The sequence below is a fragment of the Clostridioides sp. ZZV15-6598 genome (assembly GCF_020657705.1).
GTDB classification, from domain to species: domain Bacteria; phylum Bacillota; class Clostridia; order Peptostreptococcales; family Peptostreptococcaceae; genus Clostridioides; species Clostridioides difficile_F.
Genome location: NZ_JAGWCS010000011.1, coordinates 1 through 16482, shown reverse-complemented (window position 1 = coordinate 16482; position 16482 = coordinate 1). Strand labels below are relative to the sequence as shown.

Sequence of the window (16482 nt, the reverse complement as noted above, 5' to 3'; positions counted from 1 at the left end):
AATGAAAATACTAGGCGTTTCTTTTGGAACAAAAAATGGAAATAATGACACCATGTGTAAAGTGGCACTTAAAGGTGCTCAAGAAGCAGGAGCTGAAGTAGAATTTATTCAAATGTCATCTCTTAACATTAAACATTGTACTGGATGTTGTGCATGTGTTAAGACTTTATTATCTGGAAAAGGTAGTATGTGTGTATTAAAAGATGATTTTGAATGGTTACTTGACAAAATGAAAGATGCAGATGGGATAGTAGTTTCAGACCCTATTTTTGAGGAAGGAGCATCAGGATTATTCCATACTATAATGGATCGTTTTGGACCAAGAGCAGATAGAGGAAATAATATTATAGGAACAAAAGTTGCAGAAGCTACAGGGGGAAAAGTTCCAGATTCCAAAATGCTTAATGATAAAGTAATATCATTCATGGGAATAGGAGGCTCAGATTGGGGTACAAGAGTTCAATGTGAGCATGCTATGCTAGCATTAATACCAATGTGGAAAGTTATAGATAATGCTTGGTTCCCATGGGCAAAGGAATTAGTAATGGATGACTCAAAACTTGCTCAAGTTCATCAAATAGGTCTAAACATAGTTGAAGCAGCAGAAGATTTTGAAAAAGCTTTATACAAAGGAGAAGAAGGAGTCTGTCCACATTGTAATAATAGATTATTCTACCTTGAGCCAGGTACTAAAAAGTCAATATGTGCTCTATGTGGTATAGTTGGAGAATTAGATACTGCAAATGGAAAAACTGTATTTAGTTTCCCAGAAGAGCAATTGGGTCATGCTCATGATACTTTAGCAGGTAAGTTTATACATGGTGATGATATTAAGCAAATGGAAGGCCATTATGCAGAAGTTCGTAAAACACCAGAATTTAAAGAAAGAAAAGCAGCTTACAATTTTATAGAACCATCAACTAAAGAAAAGCAAGTTGAACTTTCATTAGGAGAATAATTAAAATATGAAGATTCATATTTTAATTAGTGTTATAGGAGATTTATTAGTAGTATTATCCATGATTGCAAATCCAATAGCAATATGGTTAGTTGGGATGAGGCAAGCTATAGAAGCTACTAATTATAATATAGAAAATGGATAGAAAGAAAAAAGAAATATTAACATTATCTATAGGGATTGCTTTACTACCTCCTTTGTGGGCAGTGTTAGCACCTTATATAGGAGTAAAAACTGGAGCTGTAGCACTTATTTGTGCAGGATTATATGTAACAAATGGTAATAAACGAAAAGATGGATTAAAAATAATGTTCGGTTTTTGGTGTGGAGATTTATGGGCAGTGTTGGCCATTTTAATTATGGAATATATGAATTTCAATCCAAACCTAGAATTATTTTTAACTCTTAGCATATTAGGATTTTTTGCAGTTATAATTGCATCTTTATTTGAAAAAATAATCTTCTTACCAGCATGGCTTTGTGGTTGGGCCATAGGTCTAACTATTATGGCAGGTGAAAGTATTATTAACTTACAAGGTCTTTATCTTCAAATTGCTGTGGCTATGGCAGTAGGAGTGTGGTATGTGGGAGCAGGGGTAGATTTATTTACTGTGTGCATTTTGAAGAAAGATAAAAAAACGGGAAATTGAAAGCATGTGAATATAATTTGATTATAGGAGAATGTTTATGGGATTTGAATTTAAAATAATGAGAAGTTTAATATATGTAGGGCTTGCTAAGGAAGAGTATAGACCTAAATTAATGGACTGGTTATATCGCCACCATATTCCAGATAGTATTAGTAATTTTGGACCATATTGTACTAAATATGCTTTTTATCAAGCGTATCCTACACCAGATGAAGGCGAACGTTTTGGTGTACGTAAGATGCAATTAACAGAGCATTATTGGCTTGTAGATGAACATATGCCTGAAATGGCAAATAGAATTATGACAGAATACATGCCTATGGATGTTCTTCGTTGGCAGGGATGTATACCCGATGTGGAGAATAAAAAAGTTCATGAGAATGCAGAAAGTGGAGATGCAGGACGTGCAGTAGGTGGGGATAATGGATGTCCACCATTTATATTTGCTTTTGTTCCAATAAACTGGGAAGAAGATTTTAGAGGAAAAGGGCGTACTGTACAAGATGGACCAAACTATCGTTGGCAATTTATGATTAAGTATCCAGATGGAATTTCTAAAGAAGAAGGAGAAAAATGGTTCTATGATGAGGTAGTTCCATACTTTACAAACTGCTGTTATGTTAATCGTTTTGTAAGTAGTAAAATCATGATTAACTATGGAGCAACTGCCTTTGATCGTGTAGTAGAACTATGGTTTGAAGGAGAAGAAGAATGGTATAAAGCTGTGGTTGAAGGGACAAAATCATTTATCAAAAAGCCTGAATGGGCACAAGAAGAGGAGTTTCCATATTTAAAACCACAATTCAATATTGCTTCAGTATTCTTAGGTGATATAGCAACTATGGACGTATATTCACAGTATCATGGATATATTCCAATGAGATAAAATTAAGATGTTCCTTTTATGATGACAGATAGTTAAAATAATAAAACTGTTATCATGAAGGGAATATTTTTGTGTCTAGAAAAACTTTTGAAGTAAAAGTTAAATATGTGAGAGAGTATTTTAAAGGTAAAGAATCATTGTTAGATACATGTAGACAATATAATATTTATAACGTATCATATTAACAAGTTTTCACTTGAGTTATGAAATAAAAAGAGTAATTACAAAGATTGCAAACACTATGATGACTTTGATACTTCAAGGTTTAGAAGATGTTGTAATTGTTAATAGGAAGAAATTTAATGAACATAAAGAACTTATATAACAGTAGGAGGATACAATGTATACAATTGGACAAGTATCTAAATTTTTAGGAATGTCTAGAGACACACTAAAATTTTATGAGGATAAAGGATTAGTAAATCCTAAGAAAAATGATGAAAATGGATATAGAAAATATAATCAGTTTGATATATATGATATTACAACAATAAATTTTTATAGAGAGATTGATATCGAAATTAAAAAAATTCAAGAAATAAGAAAAAGCAAGAGTATAAGCAATTTAGAACTTTTACTAGAAGAGAAGGAACAAATCATATTAGAAGAAATAAAATATAAAAAGCTTCTCTTAAAAAAGATTCAGTTAGTCAAAGAAGATTGTGATAAAATCAAAACATATTTCGGGAAATACACAATAAAAGAAATGAAGCCTTTAGAAGTGAGAGGTAAAATAAAGCATGTTACTGATTACAATGAATATGAGGCTTTAAAAGAAAATACAAACAACTTAAAAAAAGCAGTTACATTAACTGCTTTAAGAAGAGTAATACATTTTAATGAAGAAGGTATAATAGAAGATAAAGTTATAATCGTAAAAGAAGTAGAAAACATCGATAAAACTATAGAAGGTGAAGTTCTCTCCCATCCCAATTGTATTTACACTATTATTGAAGATGGAAGATGGTCAACTGGAGGAGAAAATATTGATAATAAAGTGGAATACAGATTAAGAAAAATAGCAATAGAAAATGGATATGAATTACTTGGAATAGTCTATGTTAACATATTGCTTACTACTTATGAAGAAGGGATTGAACGTATATTCTTAGAGATTCATGCCCCTATAAAATAACATAAAAACATTGACCTGGGACTTACTCATAGGTTTAAACTCATGATATAAGCAGTTAAACATTAATTTGAAATGAGGATTACTTATGAGAACAGAGACAGCATTAAAAAGACCTGTAGTCAGTTTTATTATTTTAACAAATATAATTTTCTTACCACTTTTTTTATTAGTAGTAGCAACTATAATGTTAAAACTTCCAACAGTGGTATCTGACATTGCTTTGTGTATATCAGCTTGGTCATCAACTTTTGCATTTATGATATTATTTAAAAAAATTTACCCAGATAAAAAATTTATAGTATATGTAAAAGATAGATTTAGACATAAATTTAAATTTTCAATAGTATCTATAGTAATTAGTATACAAGTTTTAATAGTTATAGTAGTTATACTTATATTAACATCTAAAAATCATGGAACAATGCCTAACTTCACAGTTTCATCATGGGGAGCGTTTATATATTTATTCTTAAAAAATTTATTTGCAGGACCATTAGGTGAGGAATTAGGTTGGAGAGGATTTGTTCAAAATGAACTTCAGAAAAAACATTCTCCTTTAAAAGCATCAATAATAGTAGGTTTTTGGTGGGGTATGTGGCATTTGCCAATATGGTTTACAACAGGATTTACAGGGATTGATTTAATAAAATATATTATATTTTTTATGACTGCAGTTATATCAACTAGTATTATAGTGGCAACTTTTTATAATTTAAATAAAACTTTGTTAGTACCTATTATAATACATCAACTATTTAATTTTCTAATTGGGATAATTAGTGGAAGTTTAATAGAGCTTATAAAATACTATGCAATATTATATTTGGTAGTTGCAATTGTATTGATAGTTATAAATCCAAGAGATGCACTATACAAAAGGTTTTCTAAAAACACAACACAAACTCTTTAAAAGTGTAAGGGATAATTATATCATAAATGAGTGATATGATTATCCCTTATTTGTTAATTGAATTTAAGTAAAAATCACTTGTAGATATTCTCTTAAATCGGAGCCTAGTTTTAATAGATTTTTCACAATAAAAATTTATAGGATAATATTTACTTTTATAGTAAAATATAAAGAAATTATCAGAGGAACATTCAAGGAGGAATAGGTATGGTTTTATTAATTGTTGATACACAAAAACTAATAACAAATGAAAAGTTATATAAATTTCATGAATTTGTAGCAAATGTAGAAAGTTTAATTGATACAGCAAGAAAAAATAATATAGAAGTAATCTATGTACGTCACGACGATGGAGTTGAACATGAGTTAACTAAAGGTAAAAACGGATTTGAAATATATGAAAAATTTAAACCATGTGATGAAGAAAAAATCTTTGATAAAGAAGTAAATAGCGCTTTTAAGGGAACAGGCTTATTAGAATACTTAACAAGTAAGAGTGAAAAAAATATAATTATTGCTGGGATTCAAACAGATTACTGTATTGATGCTACTATAAAATGTGGATTTGAACATGGGCTTAATATAATAGTTCCAGCTTATTCAAATACAACTGTTAAGAATTCATTTATGTCAGCAGAACAATCATATAAATACTATAATGAATTTATCTGGAATGGAAGATATGCAGAATGTATTTCATTAGACGAAACATTTAGAAGGATGAAATAAATATAGATTATTACATAAGAAAAAAATTTAACTTATTTAGCCTAAAATATTAAAATCATAAGAAACATAGACTGTGAATTTTATATTTACATAAGTTGATTTTAAAGTTAATTTTCAACAAAGGATGTTAAATTCTAAATTAAAAATCAGACTTAATATATTAGAGTTATAGATAAGGCACATCAATTTTATTTTAAATTAATGTGCTTTTTAGTTGTAATAATTTATTCATAATAAATATAATTTTTATTATTTAAATCAATTTTTCTTGTGTTTCTTTATTTAAGAAACTATTTTTTTATATATAGAATCTATACCTGTATTATAGTTTGTATTTTAGATAAGTTTAATTTTTGTCTTAATCTAAAACAAAAGTTAGACTTAAATGAAATTGAAAAGGCTAAAATTATCAAATAAAATAAATATTATGGAGGTGATGAAAATTCAGGGATAATATAAAGACTAATCTTAACAAGAAAGTAGGGATTAATAGAAGTGGACAAAGAAATTGTATCAATTCTTCAGATTTTATTAAATAGCACATTGATTACAGCTGATGAACTGCAAGAGGAATCTAACTCGTCAAAGAGGCAAATTACTTATAGAATAAATAAAATCAATGACATGCTTAAAGTAAAAAAAGTACCACTTATATATTTAAGAGCTGATAAAGATATTATTGTTAAAAAAGATACAAAAGATGCAATTAAAGAAATCCTAGAAAAAAACTATTCTAAGAATACTTACTACTTTAGCAAAACAGAAAGACTTTTATATATGTATTTAATGCTTTTTATTAATCTGGAGGATATTTCAATCAACCATTTTATAGATTCTATAAAAGTAAGTAGGTCTACTGTAAATCTTGATTTTAAAGATTTGATACCAGAGCTTGAAAAAAAGAGTATTAAGGTTAAGAACAATCGCATAAACGGATATTACTTAGTCGGGAATGAGATGGAAATTAGAAGAGTACTTATTAAAAATATTATAGAAACTCTATCTAATGAGAAAAGTTCAAGAGTATTTGATATTTTTATTGAAGAGTATAAGTTAGATAGCTTTGAAGAAGCTAAAAAAATTATATTAAAGCTTGTAAAAAAATATGAAATTACTTTTGTTGAAGATAGATTAATAGAGTTTATATATATCTTTATCTTTCTAAAAGCAAGGATGTATTCAAATAGAATAGTTGCTCAAGAGAATATAGATATTCCTAATATTGCAGTCATGAGTTCGATGAAGGAGTACAAATTTGCTAGGGAACTATTAGAAGTATATGAGAGTAAAGAGAAGATAAAATCTCATAATATAATGTATATTAGTGCTTGGATTTTAGGTATATCAATAGGAAATGATGAAGAAGATACGGAAGATAGAGCTGTTATTTCAAAAATTGTAAATAAAATGATGACAAATTTTGGATATTTAAGTGGAGTTTATTATATAAGTCAAGAAAAAATATTTAAGAGATTATATTCTCATTTTAGACCAGCCTATTACAGACTTTTATTTAAATTACCTATTTATAATCCAATTTGTGAAAAGGTAAAAGAAGAATATAGATTAGTTTACAGAATTGTGAGTAATGCAATGAAAGAGTTTTGTGGACTATTTGGAGAGGAAATTCAAGAAGAGGAATTAGCATATTTAACTATGCATTTTGCAACCCTTTTCTCAGATAAAAAAGAGTTTGATGGACCTAGAAAAAGGATAGCATTGATAGTTTGTTCAAATGGCGTTGGTAGCTCGGCTATTTTACATGCAGAACTTACAAACTTGTTTCCTGATTTGTATTTTCTACCAATATTAGAATCCTCTGAGTTGGAAAATATCAGTGAATCTGTAGACATTGTGTTTACTACTAATTATAAGGCAGAGGGTTTAAAAACAGACGTTCCAGTAATTAAAGTTAGTCCTGTTATGACCCCAAAAGAAAAATATAAGGTTACACGTGAAGTGTACATTCAATTGGGTGATATTTTTTTAAGACAACCTAAAATAGATGAGGTTATGGATATAATAAAAAAATATGCTAAAGTAACTTCTGAAAGTATGCTTTCAAGTGAGTTATTAGCTTATTTTACACAAATAGAAAATTTTACGTCTAAGGAAGGAGAAGGACCTATGCTAAGTGACATTACTAATGAAACATTAATAAAACTAAGGATAAAAGCTAAAGATTGGGAGGAGGCTATTAGACAGTCAGCTTCTGTCTTAGTTGAAAATGATAAAGTAACTGAAGCCTATGTAGATGCTATGGTTAACTCAGCAAAGGCATCTGGGCCGTACATAGTAATTACAAAACATGTGGCACTTCCACATGCTAGACCAGAAGCAGGGGCAAAAGAAATTGCAATAGGGATTGCTACTTTAGAAAATCCTATTGAGTTTGGAAATGATGATAATGACCCTGTAAAATATGTATTTTGCTTAAGTGCAATAGATAATAATACTCATTTACGTGCTATGTCCGAGTTAGTTGAATTATTGGAAGAAGAAGAATTCTTTAGAGTTTTGGATAATGCTAAGGAAGCTAATGAAATTATTGATTTTATAAAAACACACGAATTATAAAAGGGGGATTTAATTATGTATAAAATTTTAATCGCATGTAGAGCAGGAGTTGGCTCAAGTTTGATGTTAAAAATAAAGACTCAACAAATCATTAAGGAAAATAATTTTCCAATTGAAGTAGAGCATGGTTCATTAGACTCATTAAATGGATTTAATGGAGATGCTGTAGAAACATTAATCGATGTTGCTGAAGAGTTAAAAAATAAAAATTTGAAATTTGATATAATTGGAATTCACAACATTGTTGACCGTAATGAAATTAAAACAGCATTAGAAAAATTTCTTGCATCGAAAGAAAAATAAAATTTAATAGAATAAGGAGGGCTATTTATGGAGTTTATTATTAGTTTATTGAGTACGCCAGCTGTTTTACTTGGTGTAGTTGCATTTATAGGATTGATTCTTCAAAAGAAACCAGCTGTTGAAGTATTTACTGGAGCTTCAAAAACACTTATAGGTTTCTTGATATTTGGTATTGGTGCCTCAGCTATGACTGGAGCATTACAGAACTTCAATAAATTATTCCAACAAGGCTTTGGAATTACAGGTGTTATAGCTTCACCAGAAGCAGCTACTGCACTTGCACAAGGTACATATGGTTTTGCGGTTTCATGTACATTGATTCTTGGATTCATATTAAACTTAGTTTTTGCACGTATTACAAGATTCAAAAATATTTTCTTTACAACAGGTCATAGTTTATTCTTTTCTTGTGTATTAGTTTTGATTATGAAAGCACATGGATTCGATAATACAATTACTATTTTAGTAGGAGGTACTATCTTAGGATTTATGTCTGCTGCATTACCTCAATTCTGTCAACCATTTATGCGTGAACTAACTGGTGGCGATGAACAAGCTATTGGTCACTTCAACATGATTGGTTATGGTTTATCAGGTTATATTGGTCGTTTATTTTCAAAGCATAAAGAAGAAACAACAGAAACGATTAAATTTCCTAAGTGGTTATCAATATTCAGAGATTTCTTAATGGGTCTGTCTATAGTTATGCTAATCTTATTCTATGTAGCAACATTAAAAGCTGGTCACGCATTTACTCAGGAACTTGCTGGCTCAACACACTGGTTAGTGTTCCCTCTTATAGAAGCATTTACATTCGTAGCTGGTATGTCAATATTAATGTCAGGTGTTCGCATGTTCTTGGCTGAAATAACTGCAGCATTCGTAATTATTTCAGAAAAATATATTCCAGGTTCACGTCCTGCATTAGATGTACCAACAGTATTTCCATACGCACCAAATGCAGTTATTATTGGATTTATATCAGCATATACTGCTGGCCTATTAGCAATTGTTATTATGGCATCATTTCCTAATATATTCCCTGTAGTAATTATTCCAGCTGCTCATATATGTTTTTTCTCAGGTGGTACAGCAGCGGTGTTTGGTAATGCATCAGGTGGATGGAGAGGAGCTATTGTTGGTTCATTCGTTGTAGGATTATTTCTTGCATTCTTACCAGTTATACTATATCCAGTTTATGGAACACTTGGTATAGAAGGTGCGACTTTCCCTAATATTGATTATAATGTGGTTGGTTCAATATTACATAATATTTTACAATTTATAAAACCTATCTAAAACATATTAATATTATACAAGGACAATAGGTATTCCTATTATAATTTTAAGGAGGATAAATCTATGGCGGAAAATACATTACCTGTATTTCTAGAGAATCTATCTAATGAAGTTGCGACGTTCATTGCTTCAATAGATGAAGTATCTATAAACAAAGCACGTGATTTAATTTTTGAAGCAGAAAGGAAGCATGGACGTGTGCATGTAACTGGTATTGGTAAACCAGGTCATGTATCGGGATATATTTCTTCATTGCTTTCATCTACTGGAACACCAGCATATATACTGCATGGTACAGAAGCAGTACATGGGTCAAGTGGTCAAGTACTTGAGGGTGACGTTGTTATTGCAATATCGAATAGTGGTGAAACTCAAGAATTAAAAGCAACTGTTGAAACATTAAAAACAAATGGAGCAAAAATAATTGGTGTGAGTGGAAATACTGATTCATACTTAAAGAATTCTTCTGATATATTCTTATTTGCAGGTGTTAAACAGGAAGGAGATTGCCTTAATAAGGCTCCTCGTGCGTCAATTCTTGCTGAAACTATAGTATTACAATCATTAAGTGTTGCACTTCAGTATGCTAAAGGTCTTGATGCAAAGCAGTATTTAAAGTGGCATCCAGGAGGAAGTCTTGGAAAGTCTATTAGAGAGGGAATGTAATTTTATGAAATATAAAGGTATTATATGTGCAATGATAACTCCATTTGATGAGAATCAAAATATCAATCCACACGCAACATGTGAATTGATTGATTATCTAATTAATAGGGGAATCTATGGATTATTTATTTTAGGAACTAATGGTGAATGTCATGTACTTACAGATGATGAAAAGGTTGAATTTGCAAAAATTGTTATCAATCATACTAATAATCGTGTACCAGTTTTTGTTGGCACTGGGGGCAATTCAACTCGAGAAGTTATAAATTTGTCCAAGAAAATGGAAAAAATAGGTGCAAGTGCATTATCAATTATTACACCATATTTTGTGGCACCAACACAACAGGAATTAATTTTACATTATAAAGCTATTGCTGACACAATTAACTTGCCAATTATGATGTATAACATGCCAGGTAAGACAGGAATTAATATTGAACCTGAGTCAGTACTTGAATTATCTAAGGTAAAGAATATTGTTGGAATAAAGGATAGTAGTGGTAAGCTTGATAATATAAAAGCTTATATTGAAATAACTAGGAATGAAGACTTCAGTGTATTTTCAGGCTCAGATTCCCTTATTCTTGATACCTTGAAATCTGGTGGGCAAGGTGCTGTTGCAGCCACAGCAAATTTTCTAACAGAGATTAATATTGCTATTTATAATAAATTCATGAAGGGTGATTTGGAAGAAGCTCAAAAAGCTCAAAATAGTATTGAAGAACTTCGTCGTATCCTAAAATTTGGAACTATTCCATCTGTTATAAAAAAAACTGTTGTCTTGAATGGAATTAATGTTGGGCCTGCACGATTTCCTGTAATTGAGCCAACAGGAGAATCTCTTGAAGAAATTAAGCAAGTAGTTGAAAATTATAAAGCGTTGTTCAATAAAAACTGTGAGAATAGATAACACAGATAGGGGTATCACATTGACATATAACTAATATAGTATTATAAAATGGGATTGAAATTAATGAAGAATCAAAATGCTTTGATGAATGTAGAGGTGAATGGTATGAAAAAGATGAATATAACCAAAAAAATGGTAGAATGTGGAGCTTTAGCAATTGTAAGAGCAAAAACACTTGAGCGTGCATGTGAGATTGCTGAAGGTTGTATTAAAGGTGGAGTACCAGTTATAGAAATGAGTTATACTTTGAATAATGCTGGAGAAATTATACAAGGGCTTAGTCAAAAATATGGTAAAACACTTTGTGTAGGAGCAGGAACTGTATTGGATAGTGAAACAGCTCGTCATGCCATTTTACATGGTGCTCAGTTCATTATTGCACCAAATTACAATGAAGGTGTAGCAAAGATTTGTAATAGATATCAGATTCCTTATGCACCAGGATGTACATCATTGACTGAAGCAGTAGATGCATTGAGCTTAGGGGCTGCCTTTGTCAAAGCTTTTCCAATATCAGATTTTTATGGACCAAAATTAGTGAAAGTATTTAAGACACCAATACCTGATATGCCAATTTTGGCAAGTGGTGGAATTACTCTTGATAACTTACATATATGGTTGGAAAATGGTGTTGATGTGTGTGGATTTGGTGGATTATTAACTAAAGGTAGTGTTGAAGATATTGCTGAAAATGCTAGAAAGATTTGTGAAATAATTAAAAATACAAGAGAAGCTTAAAGTTGGAGCTGTTGCATAACAATTATAAATTGATGTGTAACAGCTTTCTTTTTTGCGTAGATTAGCTTATTTTCAAGAAATAAGTTTCATTATAGGTGTAACAGATAAGGATGTGTGTGTAATTGATTTAAATCGTATTTGTCTAATCAAATATTCGCTATTTATTCCCCAAAATAGGTCATCTGTTCCAAATCATTGAATTTTATTGATGGATTTAATAAAATTAGAAAAAAGAAAAGGAGGATATTTTATATGACAGATTTGAATTTGAGAAAAACTAATTTAATTGATGCCAAGGCATCAAGAGCTGTTGATTTTGATGACTTCCGTGAATATGAGGAACTCAGATGTACATTTCCTAATGAAATTTTTATTCGCTATGGAGAAGCTATTGATCTTATAGGTACTTGTTATGCTCAGTTTGACCTTAATACACATGGAACATACCGTGGAAATGAAGCACACCTTGAATTTCTGACTGGAGAACATATTATTAAAATTACAGGAACTATAGCAAGTTATTGGAATAAATCGTTTATTTTCAATCTGACTTTTCATACTGACATGGGACGTGACGTCGGAATAGAAAATCAACATAACGGGCGAACAGTTCAGGGGAAGCCTTTTACAATTGAATTTGACAAAGGGTATGCTTTGGCGTGTCTATTTGGAAAGACCTCATCACCAATAGAGAGAGGCAAGACTTTGCATAATTATTCATTTTTATCTGCAATAGGAGCTTATCAAAGAAAGATAGGATGTATTACACAGGCGGAATTTACTAAAGAGTAAACCTTTGTAGAAGAAATGAAAAATAAACTTCGAGCGTTCAATGAAATTTTAGGGAGCGGATGATTTTAAAAAATCTTTTATACGTCTCTGGATGAAATTTTAAATAAGTAGAATCAAATAAAAAAGTGGATTAGATGAGAAGCTGGTTGCACAGTATACTTTCGAGACCAGGAACAAAAAAACAGAGTGTATCCCGCTTGAGGTTTGAGTGGGATGCACTCTGTTTTTAACAAAATTACAATTACAATATTGAATCCGATAGAGGAGGTTCAAGTTAAAGACTGTCAAAACTGCCCAGCAGGAACGAGGATTTTGATATCTTCTTGTACAAAAGATGATGAATGACATTTTTTACAAGTTTCAAAACAGCAAAAATATTTAAACTATTTGCAAAAAAATTTAATCTGCGGCAAAATAGTAATTGCAATATTTAATCAGAAGGAGGGTGTTCAATGGAATTGGTAATGGAAAACGTGGTGGAGTACACTGAGTATATGCTTCGTGAATATTATCATCTCAACACAGAGCCATTCTTTTCTGCATTGGATACCGATGTCATGTGGATTGGTCCAGGCAATTTGTTCGTGTTTGGTGAAATAGCAGTAAAAAGTTACTTCAAAGATGGGTTTATCATGCCAAATATAGAGATGGAGAATGTTGAGTTTTACCTACTACAGCCCGGAAAAGACAGCAGTATCGTAGTCGGGCGCTTTTCCTGTCACACTGAACAAGACGCTGATAAAGTGGCAGCGGCCAACCAAAGAGTGACAATTCATTTTAGACAGTCTGGCGAAAATAAGAGCGTAAAAATAACGCATATGCATGTATCAAACGAGTGGAACGAGCTGGTCGATGACGAGGTCTTTCCTTTCAAGGTCAGCGTACAAACGTATCGCTATGTACAAAAGCTGGTGACGGAAAGCAGTGTGAAAAAGCAGCACAAAAAAATAGAACTGCGCAACGACACAGGTCTACAGTATATTGATCCAAATATGGTGGTATATGCGGAAGCGATTGGCAAGTATACAGTCGTTCATTTTGTGGACAAGATAGTAACGATTAAACGGCTTATAGGCGAGGTAGCGCTATTATTCCCGGAAATCTTTTGTAGACCACACAGGGGGTATCTGGTTAACTGTGAATTTATTGATTCTGTGGAACGCTATAGAATTACCATGGTTACAGGCACGATGATTCCCATTCCGGAAAAAAGGTATTTTAAGGTACGGGAGGAAATTGCTGCGATTATGCAAAAGGTATGACACTTTAAAGAGGAGCATTTGGAATAAAAAATAACATATAAAAATCCAAAAGGGAGTTGAACTTAAAATTTGATTATAAAAAATCAATTTTGAAACAACTCCTTTATTATTTTCTTATTTGAAGTGTAGATAAATTCAGCGATGCAACTAATAGTTAACAAGATGCAACTATATAAGTCTTGTGAATAAACTGATAGATGAATATAATTTAAATTGAGATGAGGTGATTATGTTGAACTTGGGAGAAAATTTAAAAAGGCTAAGAAAAGAAAGAAATTTATCACAAGAACAACTTGCTGAAATGCTAAATGTATCTAGGCAAGCTATATCAAAATGGGAATCTAATAAAACATATCCAGATATAGAAAATCTAATATTATTAAGAAATCTATTTAATGTAACTTTAGATGATTTGATAGTTAATGAAAATAAAGCTGAAGTTGAAGATACAATTGTATCAAGTAAATTACCTAATGATAATATAACAGATTATAATAAAAATGAGGAAGAAAATGACCCATCAGATAATTTAATTATAGGTGGTTTTATAATTGGTATATCAATTGGATTTGTCACAGATAATTTTATGTGGGGGGTAGTTGGTAGTTTTATAGGTATGGGAATTAGTTATATACTGGAATATGTAAAAAAAAGAGATAGAATAAATTAAATTTCAAATAGATTCTATTGGAAATTAGACGTGAAAATATATAAATAAAGAGGTGTGGTTTTGTTAGAGATGAGTAAGATATGTATATGTTGTTAGATAATAAAAGTATTATATAATAAGTAAGTAACAAAGATTAGAATTAAGAGAGGAAATATTATGAATAAGCTATTATTTTTAGGTAGAGGTTCAGGATATCATACTAAAGAGAAAAATACTGCCGCATATATAAAGAAAGATAACACTTTGTTACTTATTGATTGTGGAGAAACTGTATTTAAAAGTATTCTAGAGAAGAATTTGATAGAGGGAATCAACGAAATAAATGTATTGATAACACATATGCATTCAGACCATATAGGTTCATTGGGAGGATTTATAGGATTTTGCTATTGGAAATATAAAATAATAACTAAAGTTTATTTTAATGAAAAAGAAAAAATAAGTATGTTTTTAAAGCTTTTAGGATTAAGAGAAAATGAAAGTTTTGTAGTATATGATGCTGAGAATAAACGAATTGACTCGTTACAATTAAAATTTTCAGGATTTATAACTAAACATGTCAAGGCGATAAAAACTTATTCTTATAAATTAGAATTTGATAATGGAAATGATATTTTTTATAGTGGAGATACATGTGAAACAAATTTTGATGTAATTCCTTATTTGAAATCTGGAAATTTAATCTATCATGATACATGTCTTAATGAGGATAGTGAAAATGTACACACGTCACTAAGAATGTTAAGTGAAATTATTCCAAAGGAATACAGAAACCAGGTTTACTGTATTCATATTGATGGAGAAAATTTTGTAGAAGAAGTTGAAAAACAAGGTTTTAATGTAGTAGAGGTAATTTAATATAGATGTAAGATGTACTACTGTTAAATATAACTACTGTATGATATTTAAAAATAAAACTTTATAATACTGAATAACTAACATAGACCATATAAGATAATTACTTATGTGGTTATTTTTAGTGAAGCAATTACTTTTAAAAGTATAACAAAGAACCATATTATAAGTGATAGATACAGTTTCTATGTGTATAGTATATAACATAAATATAGAATCAAAAAAATAAAGGTAACTAAAAAAATTAAAAATCTTTACTATAAATGTACATTAGATGGTAGTAGTATATCTATCAGCTAAGAATATATAATTACATTGAATCAAAACCAAAAGATATACTTAAGAGCTCTTAAAAGAATTTAAGAAATAGTATATTTAAATGCATATGATTTTCTATTATCTTGCACATAATTTCAATGGTTTTATCTTATTTTTCTATTTAGAAAAGAACTGATTTAAAGTTTAAGTTATGATATAATTTCATTAAAAGAAAGCAAATTTTAGATATGTATCAGAAAATTATGGTTTAAGAAACAATAAATTCCATCCTATATATGAAATGACTCAAGTTTTGTTTGCAATAAATCAAATCTATTGCCTAAATTAGAAGAAATCAACCTTATAAATTGAAGTTTTGTAACAATGTCAATAGATTATGGAAATCAAGTAAATAAAGTTTTCTCTATAATATAAATATCTGAAACTATATGTGGTTGGTAAATATTTTAGAAAATTCATGTAAAGAAACTGAAAGATTAATTAATAACAAGTAAATATTTCATGAATAGAAAATTTATAAGGAGAAATCGATTTGTATAGTTATTAAAGATATAGCATTAGGTAAATCAATAATAACCGAACCTTTAGCATTCAAGCTGGACAAAGGAGGATATCTGTATTGGAATGTATTTTATAAAAAGAGTGTATTAGGAAGTGAAAAAATGTATATTAAAGCCATCAGAAGAAGCAATTAGGTAATTCTATTTACAGTATTATTTAAGTGTAAATACAGCAAAAACATATTATGACAACAGTTATTTTGTTGTATTGCAAGATATTTATTACAAATCAGAATTTCCTAAGCAAGTAGAATTTTTGATGATTATCTTATAAGTACAGTTGTGCTATATACTCATATAGAT

19 protein-coding genes are annotated in these 16482 nt (G+C 30.0%); all 19 read left to right on the top strand.

The genetic code is table 11. The features are described 5' to 3' along the window. The first annotated feature begins 1 nt into the window (after position 1). The 19 genes from KGF50_RS03635 to KGF50_RS03555 all read left to right on the top strand — a co-directional run bounded on the left by KGF50_RS03635 (position 2) and on the right by KGF50_RS03555 (position 15343). A complete protein-coding gene (locus KGF50_RS03635) occupies positions 2-958 on the top strand; it encodes an NAD(P)H-dependent oxidoreductase (protein ID WP_227846867.1) in 957 nt (318 codons plus the stop codon). 7 nt (positions 959-965) lie between these two features. Further along, a complete protein-coding gene (locus tag KGF50_RS03630; RefSeq protein WP_227846866.1) occupies positions 966-1103 on the top strand; it encodes a hypothetical protein in 138 nt (45 codons plus the stop codon). Further along, a complete protein-coding gene (locus KGF50_RS03625) occupies positions 1096-1608 on the top strand; it encodes a DUF1097 domain-containing protein (protein WP_227846865.1) in 513 nt (170 codons plus the stop codon). Before KGF50_RS03630 ends, KGF50_RS03625 begins: the two co-directional genes overlap by 8 nt. Before the next feature lie 31 nt (positions 1609-1639). Continuing rightward, entirely contained in the window at positions 1640-2494 is an 855-nt protein-coding gene (locus KGF50_RS03620; protein WP_413926788.1) for an acetyl-CoA hydrolase, read from the top strand. Between the two features lie 196 nt (positions 2495-2690). Further along, positions 2691-2819, top strand: a complete 129-nt coding sequence (locus KGF50_RS22295; RefSeq protein ID WP_255654737.1) for a hypothetical protein — start codon at positions 2691-2693, stop codon at positions 2817-2819. Positions 2820-2834: 15 nt separating this feature from the next. Beyond that, a complete protein-coding gene (locus KGF50_RS03615; protein WP_227846863.1) occupies positions 2835-3629 on the top strand; it encodes a MerR family transcriptional regulator in 795 nt (264 codons plus the stop codon). 85 nt (positions 3630-3714) lie between these two features. Continuing rightward, positions 3715-4539: a type II CAAX endopeptidase family protein gene (locus tag KGF50_RS03610; RefSeq protein ID WP_227846862.1), complete on the top strand. Its 825-nt coding sequence runs from the start codon at positions 3715-3717 to the stop codon at positions 4537-4539. Between the two features lie 207 nt (positions 4540-4746). Continuing rightward, positions 4747-5268, top strand: a complete 522-nt coding sequence (locus KGF50_RS03605) for a cysteine hydrolase family protein (protein WP_227846861.1) — start codon at positions 4747-4749, stop codon at positions 5266-5268. A 495-nt stretch (positions 5269-5763) separates the two neighbouring features. Then, positions 5764-7845 carry a BglG family transcription antiterminator gene (locus KGF50_RS03600; protein ID WP_227846860.1) on the top strand — a complete coding sequence of 694 codons (2082 nt, stop codon included), beginning with the start codon at positions 5764-5766 and terminating at the stop codon, positions 7843-7845. A 15-nt stretch (positions 7846-7860) separates the two neighbouring features. After that, a complete protein-coding gene (locus KGF50_RS03595) occupies positions 7861-8148 on the top strand; it encodes a PTS sugar transporter subunit IIB (protein WP_227436477.1) in 288 nt (95 codons plus the stop codon). Between the two features lie 27 nt (positions 8149-8175). After that, a complete protein-coding gene (locus KGF50_RS03590; protein ID WP_227846859.1) occupies positions 8176-9447 on the top strand; it encodes a PTS ascorbate transporter subunit IIC in 1272 nt (423 codons plus the stop codon). Between the two features lie 63 nt (positions 9448-9510). Continuing rightward, on the top strand, positions 9511-10113 hold the full coding sequence (locus KGF50_RS03585; RefSeq protein WP_227846858.1) for an SIS domain-containing protein: 603 nt from the start codon (positions 9511-9513) through the stop codon (positions 10111-10113). A 4-nt stretch (positions 10114-10117) separates the two neighbouring features. After that, a complete protein-coding gene (gene dapA / locus KGF50_RS03580) occupies positions 10118-11023 on the top strand; it encodes a 4-hydroxy-tetrahydrodipicolinate synthase (protein ID WP_227846903.1) in 906 nt (301 codons plus the stop codon). Between the two features lie 105 nt (positions 11024-11128). After that, positions 11129-11761 carry a ketohydroxyglutarate aldolase gene (locus KGF50_RS03575; protein WP_227846902.1) on the top strand — a complete coding sequence of 211 codons (633 nt, stop codon included), beginning with the start codon at positions 11129-11131 and terminating at the stop codon, positions 11759-11761. 252 nt (positions 11762-12013) lie between these two features. Next, positions 12014-12553, top strand: coding sequence for a jacalin-like lectin (locus KGF50_RS03570; protein WP_227846857.1), 540 nt, complete (start codon positions 12014-12016; stop codon positions 12551-12553). A 213-nt stretch (positions 12554-12766) separates the two neighbouring features. Next, positions 12767-12898 carry a hypothetical protein gene (locus tag KGF50_RS22290; protein ID WP_255654735.1) on the top strand — a complete coding sequence of 44 codons (132 nt, stop codon included), beginning with the start codon at positions 12767-12769 and terminating at the stop codon, positions 12896-12898. Between the two features lie 107 nt (positions 12899-13005). Continuing rightward, positions 13006-13815: a LytTR family DNA-binding domain-containing protein gene (locus tag KGF50_RS03565; RefSeq protein WP_227846856.1), complete on the top strand. Its 810-nt coding sequence runs from the start codon at positions 13006-13008 to the stop codon at positions 13813-13815. Between the two features lie 229 nt (positions 13816-14044). Continuing rightward, positions 14045-14485 carry a helix-turn-helix domain-containing protein gene (locus tag KGF50_RS03560; protein ID WP_227846855.1) on the top strand — a complete coding sequence of 147 codons (441 nt, stop codon included), beginning with the start codon at positions 14045-14047 and terminating at the stop codon, positions 14483-14485. A gap of 156 nt (positions 14486-14641) precedes the next feature. Continuing rightward, on the top strand, positions 14642-15343 hold the full coding sequence (locus KGF50_RS03555) for an MBL fold metallo-hydrolase (protein ID WP_227846854.1): 702 nt from the start codon (positions 14642-14644) through the stop codon (positions 15341-15343). Positions 15344-16482: the final 1139 nt, after the last annotated feature.